General features: G+C 60.7%; 24 protein-coding genes and 1 tRNA gene. 18 read left to right on the top strand and 7 right to left on the bottom strand.

Features of this window, described 5'->3' with window-relative positions:
• The first annotated feature begins 133 nt into the window (after window positions 1–133).
• From rplO to AEYBE204_RS37620, 12 genes are all read left to right on the top strand, one after another.
• On the top strand, window positions 134–616 hold the full coding sequence (rplO, locus tag AEYBE204_RS37670) for a 50S ribosomal protein L15 (RefSeq protein WP_023463841.1): 483 nt from the start codon (window positions 134–136) through the stop codon (window positions 614–616).
• A gap of 192 nt (window positions 617–808) precedes the next feature.
• The gene (gene secY, locus AEYBE204_RS37665; protein WP_031231516.1) at window positions 809–2,161 is read left to right on the top strand and encodes a preprotein translocase subunit SecY; all 1,353 of its coding nucleotides are present in this window, start codon (window positions 809–811) and stop codon (window positions 2,159–2,161) included.
• Complete coding sequence (locus AEYBE204_RS37660; protein WP_023463839.1) at window positions 2,158–2,730, top strand: adenylate kinase; 573 nt, start codon at window positions 2,158–2,160, stop codon at window positions 2,728–2,730. The genes secY and AEYBE204_RS37660 overlap by 4 nt, the downstream gene beginning before the upstream one ends.
• A 347-nt stretch (window positions 2,731–3,077) precedes the next feature.
• Window positions 3,078–3,446, top strand: a complete 369-nt coding sequence (gene rpsM / locus AEYBE204_RS37655) for a 30S ribosomal protein S13 (RefSeq protein WP_023463838.1) — start codon at window positions 3,078–3,080, stop codon at window positions 3,444–3,446.
• Window positions 3,447–3,458: 12 nt separating this feature from the next.
• Window positions 3,459–3,848 carry a 30S ribosomal protein S11 gene (gene rpsK, locus AEYBE204_RS37650; RefSeq protein ID WP_013478481.1) on the top strand — a complete coding sequence of 130 codons (390 nt, stop codon included), beginning with the start codon at window positions 3,459–3,461 and terminating at the stop codon, window positions 3,846–3,848.
• 73 nt (window positions 3,849–3,921) lie between these two features.
• Window positions 3,922–4,938, top strand: a complete 1,017-nt coding sequence (locus AEYBE204_RS37645; protein ID WP_023463837.1) for a DNA-directed RNA polymerase subunit alpha — start codon at window positions 3,922–3,924, stop codon at window positions 4,936–4,938.
• Between the two features lie 297 nt (window positions 4,939–5,235).
• The gene (rplQ, locus tag AEYBE204_RS37640; protein ID WP_023463836.1) at window positions 5,236–5,655 is read left to right on the top strand and encodes a 50S ribosomal protein L17; all 420 of its coding nucleotides are present in this window, start codon (window positions 5,236–5,238) and stop codon (window positions 5,653–5,655) included.
• A 204-nt stretch (window positions 5,656–5,859) separates the two neighbouring features.
• On the top strand, window positions 5,860–6,015 hold the full coding sequence (locus tag AEYBE204_RS40470; protein ID WP_023463835.1) for a hypothetical protein: 156 nt from the start codon (window positions 5,860–5,862) through the stop codon (window positions 6,013–6,015).
• Window positions 6,016–6,154: 139 nt separating this feature from the next.
• Complete coding sequence (locus AEYBE204_RS37635; protein ID WP_023463834.1) at window positions 6,155–7,393, top strand: alkaline phosphatase family protein; 1,239 nt, start codon at window positions 6,155–6,157, stop codon at window positions 7,391–7,393.
• Between the two features lie 59 nt (window positions 7,394–7,452).
• Window positions 7,453–8,712 (top strand): tetracycline resistance MFS efflux pump, encoded by a 1,260-nt coding sequence (locus AEYBE204_RS37630; RefSeq protein ID WP_023463833.1) that lies wholly within the window; start codon window positions 7,453–7,455, stop codon window positions 8,710–8,712.
• A 7-nt stretch (window positions 8,713–8,719) separates the two neighbouring features.
• Entirely contained in the window at window positions 8,720–9,994 is a 1,275-nt protein-coding gene (locus tag AEYBE204_RS37625) for a tetracycline resistance MFS efflux pump (protein ID WP_023463832.1), read from the top strand.
• A gap of 224 nt (window positions 9,995–10,218) precedes the next feature.
• Window positions 10,219–11,631: a Do family serine endopeptidase gene (locus tag AEYBE204_RS37620; protein ID WP_023463831.1), complete on the top strand. Its 1,413-nt coding sequence runs from the start codon at window positions 10,219–10,221 to the stop codon at window positions 11,629–11,631.
• Window positions 11,632–11,676: 45 nt separating this feature from the next.
• On the opposite strand, the gene AEYBE204_RS37615 is transcribed toward AEYBE204_RS37620, so the two are convergent.
• The 4 genes from AEYBE204_RS37615 to AEYBE204_RS37600 all read right to left on the bottom strand — a co-directional run bounded on the left by AEYBE204_RS37615 (window position 11,677) and on the right by AEYBE204_RS37600 (window position 13,944).
• The gene (locus AEYBE204_RS37615; protein ID WP_023463830.1) at window positions 11,677–12,066 is read right to left on the bottom strand and encodes a DUF1003 domain-containing protein; all 390 of its coding nucleotides are present in this window, start codon (window positions 12,064–12,066) and stop codon (window positions 11,677–11,679) included.
• A 55-nt stretch (window positions 12,067–12,121) separates the two neighbouring features.
• A complete protein-coding gene (locus tag AEYBE204_RS37610; protein ID WP_023463829.1) occupies window positions 12,122–12,685 on the bottom strand; it encodes a demethoxyubiquinone hydroxylase family protein in 564 nt (187 codons plus the stop codon).
• 66 nt (window positions 12,686–12,751) lie between these two features.
• Window positions 12,752–13,294, bottom strand: a complete 543-nt coding sequence (locus tag AEYBE204_RS37605) for a disulfide bond formation protein B (protein ID WP_023463828.1) — start codon at window positions 13,292–13,294, stop codon at window positions 12,752–12,754.
• A 74-nt stretch (window positions 13,295–13,368) separates the two neighbouring features.
• Window positions 13,369–13,944, bottom strand: coding sequence for a YqaA family protein (locus AEYBE204_RS37600; RefSeq protein WP_031231504.1), 576 nt, complete (start codon window positions 13,942–13,944; stop codon window positions 13,369–13,371).
• 269 nt (window positions 13,945–14,213) lie between these two features.
• On the opposite strand from AEYBE204_RS37600, the gene AEYBE204_RS37595 reads away from it, so the two are divergent.
• The 3 genes from AEYBE204_RS37595 (at window position 14,214) to AEYBE204_RS37585 (ending at window position 16,389) form a co-directional block, all read left to right on the top strand.
• Complete coding sequence (locus AEYBE204_RS37595; RefSeq protein WP_023463826.1) at window positions 14,214–14,675, top strand: MarR family winged helix-turn-helix transcriptional regulator; 462 nt, start codon at window positions 14,214–14,216, stop codon at window positions 14,673–14,675.
• A gap of 155 nt (window positions 14,676–14,830) precedes the next feature.
• Window positions 14,831–15,598 carry a hypothetical protein gene (locus tag AEYBE204_RS37590; RefSeq protein WP_023463825.1) on the top strand — a complete coding sequence of 256 codons (768 nt, stop codon included), beginning with the start codon at window positions 14,831–14,833 and terminating at the stop codon, window positions 15,596–15,598.
• Window positions 15,595–16,389, top strand: a complete 795-nt coding sequence (locus AEYBE204_RS37585; RefSeq protein WP_023463824.1) for a hypothetical protein — start codon at window positions 15,595–15,597, stop codon at window positions 16,387–16,389. The genes AEYBE204_RS37590 and AEYBE204_RS37585 overlap by 4 nt, the downstream gene beginning before the upstream one ends.
• A gap of 21 nt (window positions 16,390–16,410) precedes the next feature.
• On the opposite strand, the gene AEYBE204_RS37580 is transcribed toward AEYBE204_RS37585, so the two are convergent.
• Both AEYBE204_RS37580 and AEYBE204_RS37575 read right to left on the bottom strand, forming a co-directional pair.
• Window positions 16,411–16,495, bottom strand: a tRNA-Leu gene (locus tag AEYBE204_RS37580).
• An 82-nt stretch (window positions 16,496–16,577) separates the two neighbouring features.
• Complete coding sequence (locus AEYBE204_RS37575; protein ID WP_023463823.1) at window positions 16,578–17,042, bottom strand: hypothetical protein; 465 nt, start codon at window positions 17,040–17,042, stop codon at window positions 16,578–16,580.
• Window positions 17,043–17,156: 114 nt separating this feature from the next.
• Here AEYBE204_RS37575 and AEYBE204_RS37570 point away from each other — a divergent pair, with 114 nt between their 5' ends.
• Window positions 17,157–17,420 (top strand): hypothetical protein, encoded by a 264-nt coding sequence (locus AEYBE204_RS37570; RefSeq protein ID WP_023463822.1) that lies wholly within the window; start codon window positions 17,157–17,159, stop codon window positions 17,418–17,420.
• Here the strand turns inward: AEYBE204_RS37570 and AEYBE204_RS37565 are convergent.
• Window positions 17,410–18,735, bottom strand: a complete 1,326-nt coding sequence (locus AEYBE204_RS37565; protein ID WP_023463821.1) for an aspartate aminotransferase family protein — start codon at window positions 18,733–18,735, stop codon at window positions 17,410–17,412. The genes AEYBE204_RS37570 and AEYBE204_RS37565 overlap by 11 nt on opposite strands.
• 160 nt (window positions 18,736–18,895) lie before the next feature.
• Between AEYBE204_RS37565 and AEYBE204_RS37560 the strand changes: the two genes are divergently transcribed.
• Together AEYBE204_RS37560 and AEYBE204_RS37555 are read left to right on the top strand one after the other, a co-directional pair.
• A complete protein-coding gene (locus AEYBE204_RS37560; protein WP_235068266.1) occupies window positions 18,896–19,543 on the top strand; it encodes a GntR family transcriptional regulator in 648 nt (215 codons plus the stop codon).
• A 188-nt stretch (window positions 19,544–19,731) separates the two neighbouring features.
• Window positions 19,732–21,252 carry an aldehyde dehydrogenase gene (locus AEYBE204_RS37555; protein ID WP_023463819.1) on the top strand — a complete coding sequence of 507 codons (1,521 nt, stop codon included), beginning with the start codon at window positions 19,732–19,734 and terminating at the stop codon, window positions 21,250–21,252.
• Window positions 21,253–21,254 lie beyond the last annotated feature (2 nt).

The following is a 21,254-nucleotide window of genomic DNA, read 5'->3' as shown; positions in this document are numbered from 1 at the left end:
GATTAGTTTAAACGCCCCGGCAGCCATGCCGGGGCGTTTTGCTATTTATGAGAGCTGTATTTCTTAACAGTTCCACAATTTCAGCCGAGTCGGCGGTCTCCGTCGGCGTAACATTAGTCAGAAAGGCAAAGACATGACCAAGCTGAACGAAATCCGCGATAACGAAGGTTCGACCAAGGGCCGTATGCGCGTCGGCCGTGGCCCGGGTTCGGGCAAGGGCAAGACCGCCGGTCGCGGCGTCAAGGGTCAGAAGTCCCGTACCGGCGTTTCGCTGCTGGGCTTCGAAGGCGGCCAGATGCCGCTGTACATGCGCATGCCGAAGCGCGGCTTCAACAGCCTCAACCGCAAGGAATTCGCCGAAGTCAACCTGTGGCGTCTGCAACAGGCGATCGACGCCGGCAAGATCGATGCGTCCGCGCCGATCGACGCCGTTGCCCTTAAGGCCGCTGGCATCATCCGTCGCGAGCTGGATGGCGTCCGTCTCCTCGGTGAAGGCGAACTGACCTCGAAGGTAAGCCTGTCGGTCTATTCGGCCACCGCGTCGGCCGTGAAGGCTGTCGAGGCTGCCGGTGGCTCGGTGACGCAAAAGCGTCCGGCCAAGACCGAAGAAGCCTAAGCAAAAATGTCACGTGCTCAGGACTTATCCTCCTGAGCACGGCATTTTGCGACATTCGTACCCATATGCGACCCAGTCCCAAGACTAAAGTCGGCGTATAGCCGCTTTGACAATGGGGTGCGGGGCCCGTAAGGGTGGTACACGAAGGGCCGGAATCGCCAAACGCGCGTCCGCCCATGACTTGAGGTTTTTATGGCATCTGCGGCTGAACAATTAGCGGCCAATATGAATTTCGGTTCCTTTGCGAAGGCGACCGAGCTTCATAAGCGTCTTCTTTTTACCCTTGGGGCACTGATCGTCTATCGTCTGGGGACCTATATCCCCATTCCGGGTATCGACATCAACGCCTTCGCTCAGTCGTTTTCCGAGCAGTCCAAGGGCATTCTCGGTATGTTCAACATGTTCTCCGGCGGTGCCGTCGAGCGCATGGCGATCTTCGCCCTGAACATCATGCCGTATATCTCGGCCTCCATCATCGTTCAGCTCATGCAGTCGGTCTATCCGCCGTGGGAAAAGCTGAAGAAGGAAGGCGGGGAGGCGGGCCGCAAGCAGCTCAACCAATATACCCGTTACCTGGCGCTGATCCTGGCGCTGGTGCAGTCTTTCTCCATCGCCGCCGGTATGCAGGCCTCGGGTCTGGCGCTCGATCCCGGCCCGATGTTCCTGATCTCCTCGGTCGTGACGCTTACGGGCGGTACGTTGTTCCTGATGTGGCTGGGTGAGCAGATCACCGCGCGCGGCGTCGGCAACGGCACTTCGCTGATCATTTTCGCCGGTATCGTCGCGGTCCTGCCGCGCACTATGGGCAATCTGTTGTCCCTGTCCAAGGAAGGCCAGATTTCGGCGGGCATCCTGCTGCTGCTGGTCCTCGTTCTGATCGGCACCATCGTCTTTATCGTTTTCATGGAGCGTTCGCAGCGCCGCCTTCTGGTTCAGTATCCGAAGCGTCAGGTCGGCAACCGCATCATGGGTGGCGAGTCGTCCTTCATGCCGCTCAAGGTCAATACCGCCGGGGTTATCCCGCCGATCTTCGCCTCGTCGCTGCTGCTGATGCCGACGACCGCCGCCGCCTTCTTGGCCAAGGACCCGTCGAAGGTGCCGGAATGGCTGTCGTGGCTGCCATCGGTCACAGCACTGCTGAACCACGGTCAGCCGCTGTTCATCGCGCTCTATGCCGCCCTGATCATCTTCTTCTGTTTCCTCTACACCTCGCTGGTGTTCAATCCGGACGAGACGGCGGAAAACCTGCGCAAGTACGGCGGCTTCCTGCCGGGCATTCGTCCGGGCAAGCGCACCGCGGAATATCTCGACTTCGTTCTGACGCGGATTACCGTCATCGGCGCGGCCTATATCACCGCCGTCTGCCTGCTGCCGGAAATTCTCAGCTCGAACCTCGGCAACAACTTCTATTTCGGCGGCACCTCGATCCTGATCGTCGTGACCGTGACCATGGATACCGTGGCACAGATCCAGTCGCATCTGCTGGCGCACCAGTATGACGGCCTGATCAAGAAATCCAAAGCGCGGGGAGGGCGCGGTCGATGAACCTTATCCTGTTCGGACCGCCGGCGGCGGGCAAGGGCACTCAGGCCAAGCGCCTCGTCGTCGCCCATAATCTGGTTCAGCTCTCTACCGGCGACATGCTCCGTGCGGCGATCGCGTCGGGCTCGGAACTGGGAACTAAGGTAAAGTCGATCCTCGATATCGGGGGGCTGGTGTCGGATGACATCGTCATCGACCTGATCAAGTCCAACCTCCCGGCGGCGGAAGCGGCGGGCGGCGCGATCTTCGACGGTTTCCCGCGCACCCTGGCTCAGGCCGAGGCGCTGGACGCGATCCTGAGCGAACGCGACGCGCCGATCGATGTGGTCATCCGCCTCAAGGTCGATGAGACCGCTCTGGTCGAACGCATCGAAAAGCGCTTCGCCGAGCAGGGGCGTTCGGATGACAATCCGGAAACCTACAAGGATCGTCTGGCGACCTATAATGCGCAGACCGCGCCGCTGCTGCCGTACTATGCGGCGCAGGGCAAGCTGGTCGAGGTCGACGGCATGGGTTCGGTCGAGGAAGTCTCGGCCCGCGTCGAGGCCGCGTTGTCGGCTTTGGTTAGTTAAACAAAGTTTCGGGAACTTCGGTTCCCACCGATGAGAATCGCCTTAGGGCGGGGCTCATCATCCTTCCGGCGTGAACCGGAATTCTACTCTAAAGCGCTTCGGATGGCCTTCACCTCCTGCCGGAATGCTTTAACCGCTTACTCACCGGGATATGATCGGGATTCACGTTTGAATCTTGACAATATCTCAATCGTACCCATTGACGGGAGCGAAACCCTCTGTATAAGGGGCAGCTTCCGCGAAAGGCGCCCGGTTATCCCACGATCCGAACATGGATTGCATGGGTGGCTGGCGTGTCACCTTTCGCATTTTAACGTGCAAGTCAGACACGTTCAGGAGATTTAGACGTGGCCCGTATCGCAGGCGTCAATATACCGACCAACAAGCGCGTGATCATCGCGCTACAATATATCCACGGCATTGGTCAGCAAAAGGCCAAGGAAATCGTGGAAAAGGTGGGCATCGAAGACGCCCGCCGCGTCAACCAGCTCTCGGACGCCGAAGTGCTGCAGATCCGCGAAACCATCGACCGTGACTATCTGGTCGAGGGCGATCTGCGCCGCGAAGTCTCGATGAACATCAAGCGTCTGATGGACCTGGCCTGCTACCGCGGCCTGCGTCACCGTAAGGGCCTGCCGGTCCGCGGTCAGCGCACGCATACCAACGCCCGCACCCGCAAGGGTCCGGCGAAGCCCATCGCCGGCAAGAAGAAGTAATCGGAACCTGATATGGCCAAAGAACCTTCACGCGTTAAAAAGCGCGAGCGTAAAAACATCACTTCGGGCGTGGCGCATGTCAACGCTTCGTTTAACAACACCATGATCACCATCACGGACGCGCAGGGTAATGCGATTTCGTGGTCGTCGGCCGGTCACATGGGCTTCAAGGGTTCGCGCAAGTCGACTCCGTACGCCGCCCAGGTTGCCGCCGAAGACGCCGGTAAGAAGGCGATCGAGCACGGTGTCAAGACGCTGGAAGTCAGCGTCGCCGGTCCGGGTTCGGGCCGTGAATCGGCTCTGCGCGCGTTGCAGGCCGTCGGCTTCACGATCACGACCATCCGTGACGTGACCCCGATCCCGCACAACGGCTGCCGTCCGCCGAAGCGTCGTCGCGTTTAATACCTAATTCTACCCCCTTTTCCGTTGCCCTTGGCCTAAAGCCGAGGGCAACCATTCTCGTCTGAGGGACGCAATGATCGAAAGAAACTGGCAGCAGCTTATTCGTCCCGAGAAGCCCCAAATCGAGTCCGGTCAGGATTCCCAGCGCAAGATGCGTCTTGTGGCGGAACCTCTGGAACGCGGCTTTGGCGTGACGCTCGGCAATGCTCTGCGCCGCGTACTCCTGTCCTCCCTGCAAGGGGCGGCGGTGACGGCGGTACAAATCGACGGTGTCGTTCACGAATTCTCCTCTATCGAGGGTGTTCGCGAAGACGTGGTCGACATTATCCTCAACATCAAGCAACTGGCGCTCCGCATGCATGCGGAAGGCCCCAAGCGCATGGTTCTGCGCGCCTCGTCGGCCGGTCCTGTGACCGCCGGCATGATCGACGTCCCCTCGGACATCGAAGTGCTGAACCCCGATCACGTGATCTGCACCCTCGACGAGGGTGCGTCGGTGCGCATGGAATTCACCGTTCAGACCGGCAAGGGCTATGTTCCGGCTGACCGTCTGCGCCCGGAAGACGCGCCGATCGGCCTTATCGCCGTCGATGCACTCTATTCGCCGGTCAAGAAGGTCGCCTACAAGGTCGAGCCGACCCGTCAGGGTCAATCGCTCGACTACGACAAGCTGGTGCTGGAAGTCGAAACCAACGCCGCAGTGACGCCGGTGGACGCCGTGGCCTATGCCGCGCGCATCCTTCAGGACCAGCTCCAGATCTTCATCACCTTCGAAGAGCCGAAGCCGGCTGTCGTCGAAGAGGGTAAGCCTGAGCTGCCGTTCAACCCGGCCCTGCTCAAGAAGGTCGACGAACTGGAACTCAGCGTCCGTTCGGCCAACTGCCTGAAGAACGACAACATCGTCTATATCGGCGACCTGATCCAGAAGACGGAATCGGAAATGCTCCGTACGCCGAACTTTGGCCGCAAGTCGCTGAACGAAATCAAGGAAGTTCTGTCCTCGATGGGTCTGTCGCTCGGCATGGATGTGCCGAACTGGCCGCCTGAGAACGTGGAAGACCTGGCGAAGAAGTTCGAAGACCAGATTTAGGCCTCACAAATTCATCTGGCTTCGCCAGATAAATTTGTGGTTTAGAATATAGTGAAAGCCAAGCTCGGGGCGGCGCAGTTCGCACTTTGGGCTTGGCTTTTGCTTTTTTTGAGAGGGCAATTCTACGAATTGCTTAATCACTTATCGGGAAAGACCAAAACCTTGTCCCGGTAATTTCCGTCACTCGACGGACGTTCGAAGCGGGCAGGGGCCGTCGGCCCTCAGACCTTTGCCTTCGGGCTCGTTTTTGGGGTCACGCTAGCCGCAAGTCGCGGCGTGATCTTATGGAGAATTATCATGCGTCACGGTACCGGTTACCGCAAGCTCGGTCGCACCACTTCGCACCGCATCGCCATGTTCGCCAACATGTCGGCTTCGCTCATCAAGCACGAACAGATCGTCACCACCCTGCCGAAGGCCAAGGAACTGCGTCCCTTCGTCGAAAAGCTGGTCACCCTGGCCAAGTCGGGCACCCTGCACGACCGCCGCATCGCCATCTCGCGCGTCCGCGACGTGCCGCAGGTCGCCAAGCTGTTCGACGTGCTGGCCAAGCGCTATGCTGATCGTAACGGCGGTTATATCCGCATCCTGAAGGCGGGTTTCCGTCACGGCGATAACGCTGCCATGGCCGTCATCGAATTCGTCGATCGCGACGAAACCGCCAAGGGCAAGGATTCGGGCCCGGTGTTCGCAGTCGAAGCCGACGGCGAAGAATAAGAATTACCTGTCAAAGGGTTGATTATAAAGGCCGCTGGTTATCGCCAGCGGCCTTTAGTCTTTTATAAACTTCCGTTAACGCGCCTGTGATCGATTGCGGCGTTTATGTGACTTCGCGATTTTGCCTTCATACCCTATCGTCCCAGTGTGGATTTAGCGTTTTCGCTCGCCACCGGTTTTTTCAAACAGACGAGGAGGTTCACTATGCCGACAGAGACTCTCGCCGACCGTTATGAATATGAGGGCGCCATCAGTACGTCCGAAGCCATGACGGAATACACTAGCGCTGCTGTTCAGGCCGCGTCCGAGGTGGAACCGTACAGTCAGCCGGTGCTCGATGCCGTGCGCGCCTGCGATTAAACGCAAGGTCCTTTCAGCCATTTCAAAGCCCTCGGTGCAAACCGGGGGCTTTTTTCGTTGTCAATGAAACAGTTTCGCTTGTCATCCGTCCGTCGTGCTTCTTAACTAAGCTGAGGGAATTATCGGTAAGGAATCGGTCATGCGGGCAGCAGCAAAATTATGGATCAGCGGGCTTTTCCTTCTCCTTCTGTCCGCCTGCGCCACGGTGCCGAAAACGGACAAAGGCCCGCCGAACACCCTGATCCTGATTTCGATCGATGGCTGGCGCGCCGACTATATGGATCGCGGCCTGACGCCCAATCTGAAATATCTGGCCGATAACGGTGCGACCGGTGCCATGCGCCCCAGCTTCCCCAGCCTGACCTTTCCCAACCACTATACGCTGGTGACCGGTATGCGTCCCGACCATCACGGGATCGTCGGCAATACCATGCGCGATCCGCGCAAGCCGGGTGTGACGTTCAAGCTGTCGAATGCCGAAGCGGTGACCGATGGCTTCTGGTGGGACGACGCCAAGCCGTTCTGGGTCAGCGCGCGCGAGCAGGGCATGGTGGTCGGTACGATGTTCTGGCCCGGATCGGAAGCCGAAATCCACGGCCTGCGTCCGAACCTCTATTCGAAGTTCGAGGATCACGTCCCGCCGCAGGACGTGGTGACGCGCGGCATGGCGTGGATGGATGTGCCTGAGGCCGAACGACCGCGCGCCCTGACGCTCTATTTCAGCGATGTCGACCACGCCGGTCACGACTTCGGCCCCGACGCGCCGGAGGTGGATGCCTCTCTGAAAGCGGTTGATGCAGCGATCGGCGCGTTGATCGCCGATCTTCAGAAACGTGGCCTGTGGGGCAAGGTCAATCTGATCATCGTCGGCGACCACGGCATGACCAAACATAAGCCGGACACCTTCATCAAGCTGGCCGATCTGCTGCCGCAGGGCATCTACGAACTGGTCCCGTCGGGTCAGATCGCGGGTTTCAACTATGTCAAAGGTCACGAGGCCGAACTGGATGCGATCCTGCTGAAACCGCACGCTCATATGACCTGCTGGCCCAAGGCGAAAATTCCGGCGCGTTTCCACTACGGCACGCACGTGCGCGTCCCGGCAATCGTCTGCCTCGCCAATCCGGGCAGCTACATCGTGTCGCCGTCGAAGGACAACTGGATGCCGAAGCCTCAGGGCGGCAGCCACGGTTACGATCCGTATGAGCCGGAAATGGCGACGCGCCTGATCGCCTTCGGGCCGGATATCAAATCCGGAGTCAGGCTCGACGCTTTCGACAATGTCGCCGTCTATCCGCTGGTCATGCATCTTTTGCACTTGAAAGCGGAAAAAACAGACGGGCGTCTGTCAACCCTGAAGGGCGTCGTAAAGCCGTAGCCAAGGCCCGCGATTTCGCCTATGAAGATCGTTTCTGAGACACAGCACGAGCCCCTTAAGTGAGCCAAGCCCCGGACCTGTCGCGTCGCCATAAGGCCGCGGTGCCCTTCATATTCGTTACGGTGTGCCTCGATATCGTGGCGCTTGGCCTGATCATTCCCGTCCTGCCGTCGCTGATCGCCGATTTCGTCGGCGACGTGTCGCGCTCAGGCTATTGGCTGGGGCTGTTCGGCTCGATGTGGGGCTTGATGCAGTTCTTTGCATCGCCGGTCATCGGCGCGCTGTCCGACCGCTTTGGTCGCCGCCCCATCGTTCTGCTGTCGAACTTCGGGCTCGGCGCCGATTACCTGCTGATGGCGATTGCGCCGGGACTAGGATGGTTGTTGCTGGGGCGTCTGATCAACGGCATCACCTCGGCCAGTATTTCAACGGCCTATGCCTATATTTCTGACGTCACGGCACCGGAAAACCGCGCCAGATATTTCGGCCTGATGGGCGCGGCATTCGGCGTTGGCTTCGTTCTGGGGCCTTTGCTGGGCGGTGTGTTGGGTAAGTTCGACCCGCGTCTGCCCTTCTATGTAGCGGCGGGCCTGAGCCTTCTCAACTTTTTCTATGGGTTGTTCGTTCTGCCGGAATCTCTGGCGAAGGAAAACCGCAAGCCGTTTTCGTTCCGTACGGCGCATCCGCTGGGTGCGGCGAAGTTTCTGATGAAGAATGCCGATCTGATGCGGCTGGCCCTGATCAATCTGACGGTCAATTTCGCTCACAGCGTCCTGCCGACGACCTTCGTCCTCTATGCTGCCCTGCGTTTCAACTGGGGCGCATGGGAGGTGGGCTGGACTTTGGCGGGCGTCGGCGTATGCAGCGCCATCGTGCAGGCTTTCCTCACGGGGCGGGTGGTCAGGGCCATTGGTGAAAAGAAAGCCATGCTGCTCGGCCTGACCTTCGGCGTAATCGGCTTCCTCGGTTATGGTCTGGCACCCAATTGGCAAGCCTACGTCATCTTCATTCCGCTCATGTCACTCTGGGGGCTGGCCGGACCGTCGGTTCAGGCCCTGATGACGTCGAAGGTTACGCCACAGGAACAGGGTACGCTGCAAGGGGCCAATATGAGCCTGATGTCTACCGCCAGCATCTTTGCGCCGATGGTCTTCGGGGCGGTATTCGCGGTCTCAACCTCGTCGCATTTGCCGCTGGCCTTTGCCGGCGCCTGTTTCGTGCTGGCCTCGGTAATACTGTGTATCGGCCTGCTGATCGGGACGACGGTCAAGGCGGCGATCCGGCCGGGGACCACAGCCCCGTCCGCACCGGCGCACTGAGGCCGCTATGGGGGGGAGCCATAAGCGCCTGAAACCGGGCGTCCTGTTTATCTTTATTACCGTTTGCCTCGACATGGTGGCACTGGGGATCGCCATTCCCGTCCTGCCGCACCTGATCCAGGGCTTTGTCGGCACGGTCTCGGCGGCAGGGTGGTGGAGCGGCCTGTTCAACAGCCTGTGGGGCCTGACGCAATTCGGCTGCTCGCCGATTCTGGGGGCGCTGTCTGACCGCTTCGGTCGGCGACCGATCATCCTATTGTCCAATCTGGGACTGGCGCTCGATTATCTGATTATGGCCATCGCGCCAAACCTGTGGTGCCTGCTGATCGGGCGGGTGCTGAACGGCGTGACCTCGTCGTCGATTACCACGGCCTACGCCTATATCAGCGACATTTCCGAGCCCGACGAGCGCGCCCAGATGTACGGTTACGTCGGCGCAGCCTTCGGTCTGGGCTTTGTGCTGGGACCGACGCTTGGGGGGCTTCTAGGCGATATCGACCTGCGCCTGCCGTTCTGGATCGCGGGCCTGCTCAGTCTGGTCAATGCCATTTACGGGGCGCTGGTCCTGCCGGAATCGCTCGACCAGGCCCACCGCAAGCCGTTCAGCCTGAAAGACGCCAATCCGGTCGCCTCGATCCTGTTCCTGTGGCGCGCCAAGAGCGTCATGCGCATGGCCCTGATCAGCATGGTGTCGAACTTCGCCCACCATGTCATTCCCGCGACCTTTGTGCTCTATGCCAGTTACCGGCTCGGCTGGGGGCAACGCGAGGTAGGGTTGGCCATGGCCTATTACGCGGTGTGGGCGATCATCGTGCAGGGCGGGCTGACCGGGATTGTCGTAAAGACCATCGGCGAGAAGGCGACCTTGGTGGTGGGGCTGCTGTGCGGCACGCTGGGTTTCATCAGCTACGGTTATAATACCAACTGGCACATCTTTCTTTTCTCGATCCCCTTGATGGGCTTCTGGGGGATGACCAATGCGGCCTTGCAGTCGCTAATGACGACACGGGTCAAGGTGGACGAACAAGGTCTGTTGCAAGGGGCGCTGTCGAGCCTGATGTCGCTGTCGGGCATCATCGCACCGTTCGTCTTCGGCTACATCCTGTCGGTTATGACGCGCCCCGGCGTCGATAAGGTATGGAGCGGCACGGCCTTCTTTGCCGCGGCTCTGACGCTTCTGGTGGCGCTGCTGATGTCGCTGGGGGTCAGGGACCGCGCCAAGGGCGAGCCTGCACCGCCGAAAGCGCCGAACATCCACCACGACGGCGAGCCGCTGTTTTAAGTTTTTTAGCCACGGATAAGGCACGGATGCCGGTGCTTCTCACCGGCTGACACGGATATCCGAGTCACAGGCACAGCCTTAGCTCCACGAAGGACATCCGTGTTCGCCGCGCTTGCGCGGCATCCGTGCCTTATCCGTGGCTAAACCTTAATCAAACACGCCTTGAAGTCGCCACGATGGTTTTTACATTATAGACCATGACGACGTTTACAGAGATGGCTTCGATGACGATGAAAACCGCCCTGATGGTCTCCGCCTTTGCGCTTTTGGCGGCTTGTTCGCCGGGGGAGGGTAAGTCGCAGGATTATCAGGGGCTCCATCAGGCCCCCGCGCCCGCCACGCGTAAGGTGCCGGGCGACGCCGGGACGCTGAAATCGTCCTTCGCCCCCGTGGTCAAGCAGACCGCCCCCGCTGTGGTCAATGTCTATGCCCAGCGCATCACGCGCCAGCAGGTCGATCCGTTCTGGCAGATGTTCGGCGGCGGTCAGCCGCAGGCCCGCGTCGAAAAATCGCTCGGCTCCGGCGTCATTGTGCGCGGCGATGGCATCATCGTCACCAATAACCACGTCGTGCAGGGCGGTCAGGAACTGATGGTCGTCCTCAGCGACCGGCGCGAATTCCCGGCCAAGGTCTTGCTGGCCGACGAGCGCACCGATCTGGCCATCCTCAAGCTGGAGGCCAATGGCGAGAAATTTCCGACGATCAATCTCGACGACGGGCGCGACCTTGAGGTCGGCGATCTGGTGCTGGCCATCGGCAACCCGTTCGGCGTAGGGCAGACCGTGACCAACGGTATTATCTCGGCCGTTGACCGCACGACCGACGCCGAAGGCACCTTCATCCAGACCGACGCCGCCATCAATCCCGGTAATTCGGGCGGCGCGCTGATCGACATGGACGGCGACCTGATCGGCATCAACTCGTTCATCCTGTCGCGGTCGGGCTCGTCGGCAGGCGTCGGCTTCGCCATCCCTGCCGCTGTGGTCAAGCGGGCCGTTGATACGGCGCTGGGCGGCAAATCCACGCTGGTCAGACCGTGGCTGGGCGCCAAGGGTGACCCGGTGACCTCTGACATCGCCAAATCGCTAGGCTTGTCCAAGCCCGACGGTGTGCTGGTCTCCGACGTCTATGCGGGCGGTCCGGCGGATCAGGCGGGCCTCAAGACCGGCGACGTGGTCCTCAGCGTCAATGGCGAGCCGGTGAACGATCCCAAGACGCTGAACTATCGCATCAGCCTGCTGGGCGTGAACAGTAACGCGGCGCTGAACGTCGTGCGCGCGGGCAAGATCGTCAATCTCAATGCGAAGGTCGTCGCGCCCAGCGGCGCACCAAAAGACCAGCGCGCCCTTACCGGCAACTTCCCGCTGACCGGGGCGACGGTCGTCAACCTGTCACCGGCCGTGGCCGACGAACTGGGGCTCGATCCGTTCGCGGCGTCGAAGGGTGTCATGGTCTATAGCCTGTCGGGCCGGTCCTATGCGGCGGCGGCGGGCTTCCGTCCTGGCGATATCGTCAAGGACGTCAACGGGCAGGCGATCACCTCGACCGCGCAGCTTGAGGCGGTGCTGAAAGCCGCCAAGGGCCGCTTTGTGGTGACGATCAATCGCGGCGGTCAGACCATCACGGCGCAGTTTTAACGCATTCGCTAAAAAGTTGCCCCGCAAGCGGGTACTTTTTAGCGTTTAATCCCGCTTCGCCAGTTCTTCGCGTAGGGCGCGATTGTCCTCGATCACCGTTTCCAGCAGGCCGATCAACCGCGCCACGTCCTGTTCGCGCAGCAGATCCATCTTCTCGTGCAGACCGCAGATATCCTCCTCGGCCTTGATATTGACGGTGTAGTCGGCTTCGGCCTTTTGCCGGTCGACCTCGGACTGGCGGTTCTGCGACATCATGATGATCGGGGCGGTGAAGGCCGCCTGAAACGACAGAACCAGATTGAGCAGGATGAACGGATACGGGTCCCAGCCCTTGATCCACGCCACGCTATTGATGACCAGCCAGCCGAACAGCAGGATCGACTGCACGATGATGAAGTGCCATGAACCGACGATCGAGGCAATGCCGTCGGCCATGCGCGCGCCCAGCGGAATATCCGAGACAAGGTGCGGCGGCTCGGAATGTGGTGGCTCATATCTTTTCGCTGATTTTGATGGCCAGCTTGCAGCCGCCTTTGATCACCGCCGACAGCAGCGGATAGAGCGGCGCTTCGTGCGCGCCTTCCTCTATGGCGTGGTCGTGGTGACGCAGTTCGTCGTCGCGGAACTGCTGAAGCTCGGCCGCCAGTTGCGGATCGCGGGCACGGGTCTCGTCGATCTGGGCCTGATAATGGTCCGAAATGACGCTCTCGACGGCTTCGGTGCAGGCATGGGCGGCCTTTTCGCCGAGCAGAGCGGTCGTCGCCCCAAGGCCGAGCGCCGCCAGGCGCCAGACCGGCGTCATCAGGGTCGGGCGCACCCGACGTTCGCGCATCAGGGTCTCGAAGCGGTCGAGATGGACCTGCTCCTCGCCTTCCATGCGCTTGAGATCGTCGCTCAGGGCCTTTTGCGGCGTCGCGCCGAAGACGGCCGCCTGCGCGCGGTAGATATGCACCGCGGCCAGTTCACCCGCATGATCGACGCGCAAGATCTCATGCAGCCGCCGTTCGCGCTCGCCCGCGCCGGGCTTGGGGGGAACGGTTCGGAATTCGCTCATGGGGGAAGTCCTTCAAGCGCATTCCCAAAAGTGTGAAGCGGTTTTGGGATCAAATGCGCGCAAAAATTAACTACGGACCTGACGCTGGGACAGGCGGTAATAGAGTTGCAGCCGCAGCGAGGCGATCAGGCTGAGGACGGCCAGAACGCCTGAAATCACGGCGTTCCATCCTGCCATGCTGAGGCCTAAAAAGCTCCACGCCACGATGTCGCACTGCGGCGCCTTGATATTGGCGCCCGACAGCATGGCGGCGATCGAATCGATCGACACATCGTCCGAAGACCCGGTACAGGTCGCGGGCAGGGCCCACCATTTTAGCTCGCCGCCGGCATGGAAGACGGCAATGGCGCACCCTGTGGCGAAGATGGCGAACAGGACGAAGGAAAAGACGCGCGGCGGTCCCTTGGCGCCTGTAAACACCGCCCAGACGGTGGCTACCAGCGACACCCCGACGGCGATCCAGTAGATGTCGCGCTGTTTCAGGCACAGATGGCAGGGATTGAGGTCGCCGAAGGTCTGGAAGGCATGGGCCGCGCCCAGCAGGCTCAGCGCACTGATCAGGGCGATGACCGACCACCAGCGGCTAAAAAACAGTACGGCCTTCATCATCGAACCTCAGTTATCACTCGCGGCGCAGTCTATAGGGGATCGCCGAAATGGCAATCAGCGACTGCCACATAAGCCTAGATAAACTTTATCGCCACGATGCCGAGTACCAGCACGCCGACGCACACCGCCGCGACCAGATTGATGCGCTTTTCGATCAGTTCCTTGGCCTGCGGGCCGAAACGTTGCAGCAGAAAGGCGGTCAGGTAGAAGCGCGCGCCGCGGGTGACCACGCAGCTGAAGATGAACATGCCGAGGTTGAAGTGCGCCAGACCCGAGGCGATAGTCACCAGCTTGAACGGGATCGGCGTCAGGCCCTTGCCCAGAATGACCCACATGCCCCATTCGTCCATGAAGTGGCGGAAGTGCGCCAGTCCGTCGCCGTGGCCCATCAGTTTGAGCAGCCACAGGCCCACGGGCTCAAGGAAATAACCGATGGCATATCCGAACAGGCCGCCGAGGACCGAAGCGATGGTGCAGATCAGGGCGAAGCGATAGGCTTTTTCCGGCTTGGCCAGGGCCATCGGGGCCAGCATGACGTCAGGCGGAATAGGGAAGAACGAGCTTTCGGCAAAGGAAATCGCAGCCAGCACCTTTTCGGCGTTCGGTTTGGCGGCCTGTTTCAGGGTCCAGTCATACATAGGACGTAGCAAGTTACGTATTTCCTTGGCTTTTCGACGTGGGTGGCGCGTCGATCGCGTCCCCATATCAGGTGCGCGGCGCTTTGTCGCCTCACAGCCTGTTGCAGCGCGAAAATAATCTGTGCGCCTTCTGGCCTCAGGTGATGGCGAAATGATGACGCGCCACAGAGAACATGGGTCGCGTTTTGATTAGCCACCTTGGCTAAAGGATTAATAAAAACTCATTTGATATTTGTCCGGTTACGACGCATCTTCCCGCAACCTCAGGACAGGAAACCGGTATGCCGTACAGTAAGCTTTCGCTTGATAACTATCTTCCCTACAGGCTTTCCGTGGCGTCGAACGCCGTCAGCGCGCTGATCTCCACCGCCTATGACAGCCTCTACGGTCTCAAGATACCGGAATGGCGTCTGATCTGGGTGCTGAACGAAGACGGCCCCTCGACCCAGCAGGCGCTGGTCAAGCGGACCGGCATGGACAAGGTCACCATTTCGCGCGCCGCTCAGGCCCTGGCCAAGCGCCGCCTGATCACGCGCGCGCCGCACGAGCATGACGGTCGCTCGCACCACCTGATTCTCACGCCGGAAGGCCAGCGCCTGTTCAACGATGTGGCCCCGTCGGCGGTCGAGTTCGAAAAGGAAGTGCTGGCCAACCTGTCGGCGGATGAAATCAACACGCTCAAGGATCTGCTGCGCCGCGTCGAGGACGCCGCACTCAAGACCCAGAGTAAATCCGAGCGCTAAGCCTATCCAATCTGAATGCCACAGTGGGCCCGCATTGATGTAATGCGGGCCCACTTGCGTATGAAAACGCGCGAACCGTCTGGCGCACCGCGCGGCAATCTGTTAACCCTTTTCAACAGGATCGTGTAACCCGGTGGGGAAGGTTTCAGGGGCGGATGCGTTACAGCGGGGATGACTACAACACGCCGCCCGACGGCTTTTACGACCCCACCCTGTGGGACACGCTGGTGCGCCTGTGGTGGAGCGGCGGCCTGATCTGGATCGCCGGCATTGTCTTTTGTGTCCTGATGATTCTGGCCGGGACTCTGGCGGGCAGCAAGAGCGGCCCCGATGCCTTCTACGATCTCAAATCCGGCGTCAAGGCCCTGTGGCTGGCCGTTACACGCTCGGTATCGGGCTCTCAGGCGCAGGTGGTCGAAAACGCCCGCACGGTGATCGCGGAAAACGATCGTCTGTTTGCCAATACCAATGCCCTGATGAACCTTGTGGCCAAACACCACGATGCCCTGACCAAGGCCGCGACGGCCATCAAGGAAGTTGATGCGGACAAGGCCAAGACTCCCGCCGCGGTAGCCGCCGGTATGTCGGGTGGTACGGTCATCAATATCGCGGTCAATCAAGGCGGCGGCGTCACCGCCGATCCCGACGGTCGCACGCCTGTTCAGAATATCGGCGCCATGGGTGGGGACGTGAACTATCCGGGCAAGCCGGAAGAGAAAAAGAAGCCTGCGCCCGGTTTCGACAAGGCGACGAAGGTCTGGCTGCTGCTGCAAAAGCTGTCGGCACAGTGGCGCGACCTGACTCTGATGACCGCGCAATACGCCGCCGTCCAGAAACAATTGAACGACTCGCCGGTCTATCGCACACCGGAAAATCTGACGGGCACGGCTGGAGCCGATTCCGCGCAGGGCTATATCCGATGAGATATTCCGACGCCCCTGAGGATTTCGGTGATCCGTTCGGCGAAGGCCCGCGCGCCGTAGCGACGGTCATTCTCGATGGCCATACGCTGATGCTGCTGTGCGGTCTGGTCGTGGCCGGTCTGTTGCTGGGGGGGCTATTCTACTGGTTGACGCGGGGCTTTGCCAAGTCGGGGATCGAGGCGAAACGCAAGGCGTCGGCCAAGTCGATCTATGACAGCATAAACGTTGCGCTGACCCGCGCCGTACATGCGTCGGGTGCGATACAGGTCGAATATGCCCGCGAACTGTCGGCCACGGTCGAGGCGCGATTGGGCAGCCTGCTCGTACTGAAAGACAAGAGCGGCAAGCTGTTCGAGGATCTGGCCAAGGCGGTCGACGAACCCGACCCTGTGCCCGGTGAAAACAAGCCGGAAAAACCCGCCAAGGTGAAGGTTGAGATGACCGCCGACGAGCATCGTGTTGCCGTGTGGCAGGCTTTGCAGGGTTTTCACGCGGTCTGGTCGGACGAGAAGGCCGTGCTGGCTCTGATCGAAGGCGCGCAGGCCGAATTGAGCCGGTCACGGTCGATAAGTCGAGAGCTTACGCTGACCCGTCCGGCGACGCCGCCACCGGTTTCGCCCTCGCCCAAGCCCGGCAAGAAAACCAAAGCTCGTAAATCGGGGCCCGCCGTTGATCCAACGGCGATCGATGTCGTGATTTCGACGCCGTCAGGCCCGGACGATCTGCCGCCGCTGCCACCGCGCGCAAAGAACGGCAAGCTGGCCAAGCACAAGAAAAATATGCTGGCTTAATCTATTGATTTTGTTGATAAATGGTGCCCCCGGTCGGACTCGAACCGACACACCTCTCGGTACCGGATTTTGAATCCGGCGCGTCTACCAATTCCACCACAGGGGCACTGTGTCAGGGTGACAAGAGCGCCGTTGTTACCGAGTTTCAGGCGGCTGTGCAAGCCGGAAAAACCGGTATCCCCATAGACTTAATCTTCGGGTTCGGCGGCCTTGCGTTTCACATCGTCGCCCCAGGCGCCGATGATCTCGGACAGCACCGCCAACATGGAGGGAAATTTCGAAGCGAGGAAACCGGCGATGACCGCGCCGACGGTCGCCAGCACCGGCGAGCGGCCCTTGAGCGCATCGAGGATGCGCGAAATATGCACGACCGAGGACTGCGCGTAGGCCGCCTGGGTCTGTTGCTTCACAAAGGCTTGCTGGCGCTTTTTCTCTTCCTTGGTCAGCCGCTTGAAAACCATGTAAACGACCAACGGCAGGATCATCGCCGCACCGAGCGCCACCGGACCCCACACCGGTCCCAACCAGATTTGCAGGGCGTTGAACAGGCCGATACTGGCCCAGGCGACGCCAAGGATGGCGGCGGCGACCAGCAAAACCACGGCGATGATCGAGTCGCGCAGTTCACTGAGTTGTTCGGACAGGTTAAACATGGCGAGCCCCGGAAGTTAAAAGAATGAGCCGACACACTATGGCGGTTTGACGGCCTTTAGGGCAAGGATATCCCCACGATTCCGTAAGAAAACGATAAAAAACGAGCGCTGTTTATGAAAACCTTCGCCGAAGCCCTGTGGCACATGCTGGGTGTGGTCAGCGCGCCGGTATACTGGTTGCTGTGGCTGCTGTTTCTGTGGGGCGGGTTCATCCTGATGGGGCAGGGTGACGCGACCGGCCAATGGGCCTTGGGGCTGGTACTGGTCCTGTTCGTTGCGCGGTTCCATCCGCAGGTCAAAAAGCTCGGTGGGCGGTGGATGAACGTGCTGGGGTGTGCGGCGTTCGGGCTGTTTGCGGCGGTGAATTTTATTCTGTGACCGCCAGCGCTTTGCGGATCGTCTCGATCATTCGGTCGATCTGCATTGTTTCGACGATCAGGGGCGGCGACATGGCAATGATATCGCCCGTCACGCGGATCAGCAGGCCGTCGTCGAAGCAGCGGTCGAAAACCTCCAGCGCGCGAGCGGTCGCCGCGCCTTCGCGCGGTTGCAACTCGATCCCGGCGACGAGGCCGAGATTGCGGATATCGATGACGTGGTTTGCATCGCGCAGGCTGTGCACGGCGTCTTGCCAATAGGGCGCGATCCCGGCGGCGCGGGCGAACAGGTCTTCCTCTTCGTAGGTTTCCAGCGTCGCGATTCCCGCAGCACAGGCGAGAGGGTGGCCGGAATAGGTATAGCCGTGGAACAGCTCGATCGGGGTGTCAGACGCCTGCATGAAAGTGTCGTAGATGCGGTTCGACACGGCGACCGCGCCCATGGGGACGGTGGCGTTGGTGATGCCCTTGGCCATGCACAGCAGGTCCGGTCGCACGCCGAAATAGTCGGCCCCGAACGCGGCACCCAGACGCCCGAAGCCGGTAATGACTTCGTCGAAAATGAGCAGGATATCGTGCTTGTCGCACAACTCGCGCAGGCGTTTCAGATAGCCTTTGGGCGGGATCAGCACCCCGGTCGATCCGGCAACGGGCTCGACGATGACGGCGGCGATCGTCGAGGCGTCATGCAGAGAGACGATCCGTTCCAGCGCGTCGGCAAGGTCCGCGCCGTGTTCGGGCTCGCCTTTGGTGAAGACGTTTTCCGACAGATGCGTATGCGGCAGGTGATCGACCCCGGCGAGAAGGGTGCCGAAGTGCATGCGGTTCTTGACGAGACCACCGACGCTGATGCCGCCGAAGCCCGTGCCATGATAGGCGCGTTCGCGGCCGATCAGGCGCGTCTTGGCGCCTTGGCCGCGCATCCGATGATAGGCTAGCGCGATCTTCAAAGCGGTATCGGCGGCTTCGGAGCCCGAATTGGTCAGGAAGACTTTTTTGAGGTCGTAGGGCAGGATGCCGGACAATTTGTGCGTGAATTCGAACGCCAGCGGGTGGGCGATATTGAAGGTCGGGGCGAAGTCCATCGTCGCGGCCTGTTTCTGGATCGCGGCGGTGATTTTCGGGCGATTGTGCCCGGCGTTGGAGCACCATAAGCCAGAGGTCGCGTCTAAAATTTCGCGCCCGTCGTGGCTTTTGTAGAACATGCCGTCGGCCTCGACCAGCAGCTTGTGCCGGCCGGATTTGAAGGCGCGGTTGGGCGTGAACGGCATCCAGAAGGATTGCATCGCATCAGGGGAAGGGAGGCGGTCGTCCATCGGGGCGCTCATGAGAAAGATGGGATTTGTCGGAACCGAGCATACAGGCTATAGATTTCGCTTCCAGTCTATTGTGACGCGCGGCGTGAAATCGTGATCACATTTTTGAGGTCATGAATACGGTATGGGTTATCCGGGCTTGAATCAGTTTCCCCTTGCGATGGATGATGAAACCTCGATCCACGATCAGGTCTATGAGGCCTTGGCCGAGTCGCTCATTCAGGGTCAGATTCCGCCGGGAAAGTCGGTGTCGTTGCGCACGCTGGCCAACGAACTGAACGTCAGCCCCATGCCGGTGCGCGAGGCCGTGCGCCGTCTGATCGCGCAAAAGGCGCTGGAGTTGCAGCCGTCAAACAAGCGCCTGCGCGTGCCGTCTTTGAGCGAAAATCGCCTGCTGCAATTGATGACGGCGCGGCAGTGGGTCGAGCCGGAACTGGCCTTTTTAGGCGCGCAGAAGATCACCCGCGACGTTATCGTCGAGCTGAAAAACGACGATGAGCGCCTGATGGCGGCCTTAAGCAAGGGCGATGTCGACGGCTATATGAAGGCCAATTACGCCTTCCATTTTCGTCTCTATAACCTCGCCGAAGCCGATCTGTTCCTCGATATGGCGCGGACCCTGTGGCTGCAATCGGGACCGTTCATGCGCGTGGTGTTCGGGCGTCTGGGGACCGTGCAATTGCCGCAGGATCACCATCAGGAACTGATCCGCGCTCTGGAGTCCGGCGACCACGCCGCGGTGCGTCAGCATATGGCTGAGGACGTGCACGAGGGCATGGAACTGATGCTTGAGGCGTTGAAGGGATAGTCCCCTCTCCCCGCAAGCGGGGAGAGCCGGGTGTCCGGTGGCGGCTAGGGTGAGGGGCTTCTTCCTTTTCTGTGACTCGCCCCTCATCCGTCGCTGCGCGCCACCTTCTCCCCGTAAACGGGGAGAAGGGATTGACGGACTGCCTGCTCGCGTGCTGAACTGTGATCACAGTTTCGGAGGTTGTTGTCATGAGCGCGTTTTCGACTCCCTTGTCGCCCGCTACGGACCTCGACGGTGTCATCAACGCCCTGAGCGCCGTCGCCAAGCCCGCTCAGGCCTTTATCGGCGGTAGCTGGGTCGATGCCCGGTCCGGCAAGACGTTCGACAACCGCACCCCCCGCGATGACACGCTGATCAACCGCATCGCCGCCTGTGAGGCTGCCGATATCGACACGGCGGTGACCGCCGCGCGCACGGCGTTCGAGGACGGGCGCTGGAGTCGTCTGGCCCCCAAAGCGCGCAAGCAGGTCCTGCACAAACTGGCCGATCTGATGAGCGCCCACGCCGAAAATCTGGCGCTTTTGGAGACGCTTGACACCGGCAAGCCGATCCGCGACAGCCGCGCCGTCGATATCCCTCTGGCGATCAATACGACGCGCTATTACGCCGAGGCGCTCGACAAGATCTATGGCGAGGTCGGGCCGACACCGGACAACCGCCTGTCCTATGCCGTGCATGAGCCGTTGGGAGTCATCGGCGCCATCGTGCCGTGGAACTTCCCGCTGCACATGGCCATGTGGAAGGTCGCGCCCGCCCTGGCTATGGGCAATTCGGTGGTGCTGAAACCCGCCGAACTGTCGTCGATGACCGCGCTCTATGTGGCGGCTTTGGCGATCGAAGCCGGGGTGCCCGCAGGTGTGTTCAACGTCGTCACGGGGCTGGGTCACGAGGCCGGAGACGCACTGGCCCGCCATATGGATGTCGATATGATCGCCTTTACCGGCTCCGGTCAGGTCGGTCGGCAACTGATGAAGGCCTCGGCCGAGTCGAACCTCAAGCGCGTGTCGCTGGAGCTGGGCGGCAAGTCGCCGCAGATCGTCTTCGCCGACTGCGCCGATCTTGACGCCGCCGCGCAAAACGCGGCGTGGGGCGTGTTCTACAATCAGGGGCAGGTGTGTACGGCGGCCTCGCGTCTGTTTGTCGAAGCCTCGATCAAGGACGCTTTCGTCGAAAAGGTCATCGAGGTGACCAAATCGATCAAAGTCGGCGATCCGTTCGATCCGGCCACGCAGTTCGGGGCGATGATCTCTGAAAAGCAGATGCACACGGCGCTCGGCTATATCGACAAGGGACAGGCCGATGGCGGGCGCTTGCTGCTGGGCGGCAACCGCGTGCAAACCGAGACGGGAGGCTTCTATGTCGAACCGTCGCTGCTCGATATATCCGCCGCTAATGTGCTGGCGATGGAAGAGGTGTTCGGGCCGGTTCTGTCGGTCCTGACTTTCACCGACGAAGCCGAAGCCTACCGTTTGGCCAACGACACGGTCTATGGGCTGGCGTCGGGGGTGTGGACCGCCAGCCTCGACCGCGCCATGCGGGCGACCAAGGCGCTGAAGGCCGGGCTTGTGTGGGTCAATGGCTGGGACGCCTGCGACATCACCATGCCGTTCGGCGGATTTAAACAGTCGGGCTTCGGTCGCGATCGCAGCCTGCACGCCCTATATAAATATGCCGACCTCAAGGCCGTTTCCATAACGTTCAAGGCATAGAA

This window comes from Asticcacaulis sp. YBE204 (assembly GCF_000495855.1).
Classification (GTDB): domain Bacteria; phylum Pseudomonadota; class Alphaproteobacteria; order Caulobacterales; family Caulobacteraceae; genus Asticcacaulis.
This window is presented reverse-complemented; position numbering and strand designations above follow the sequence as displayed.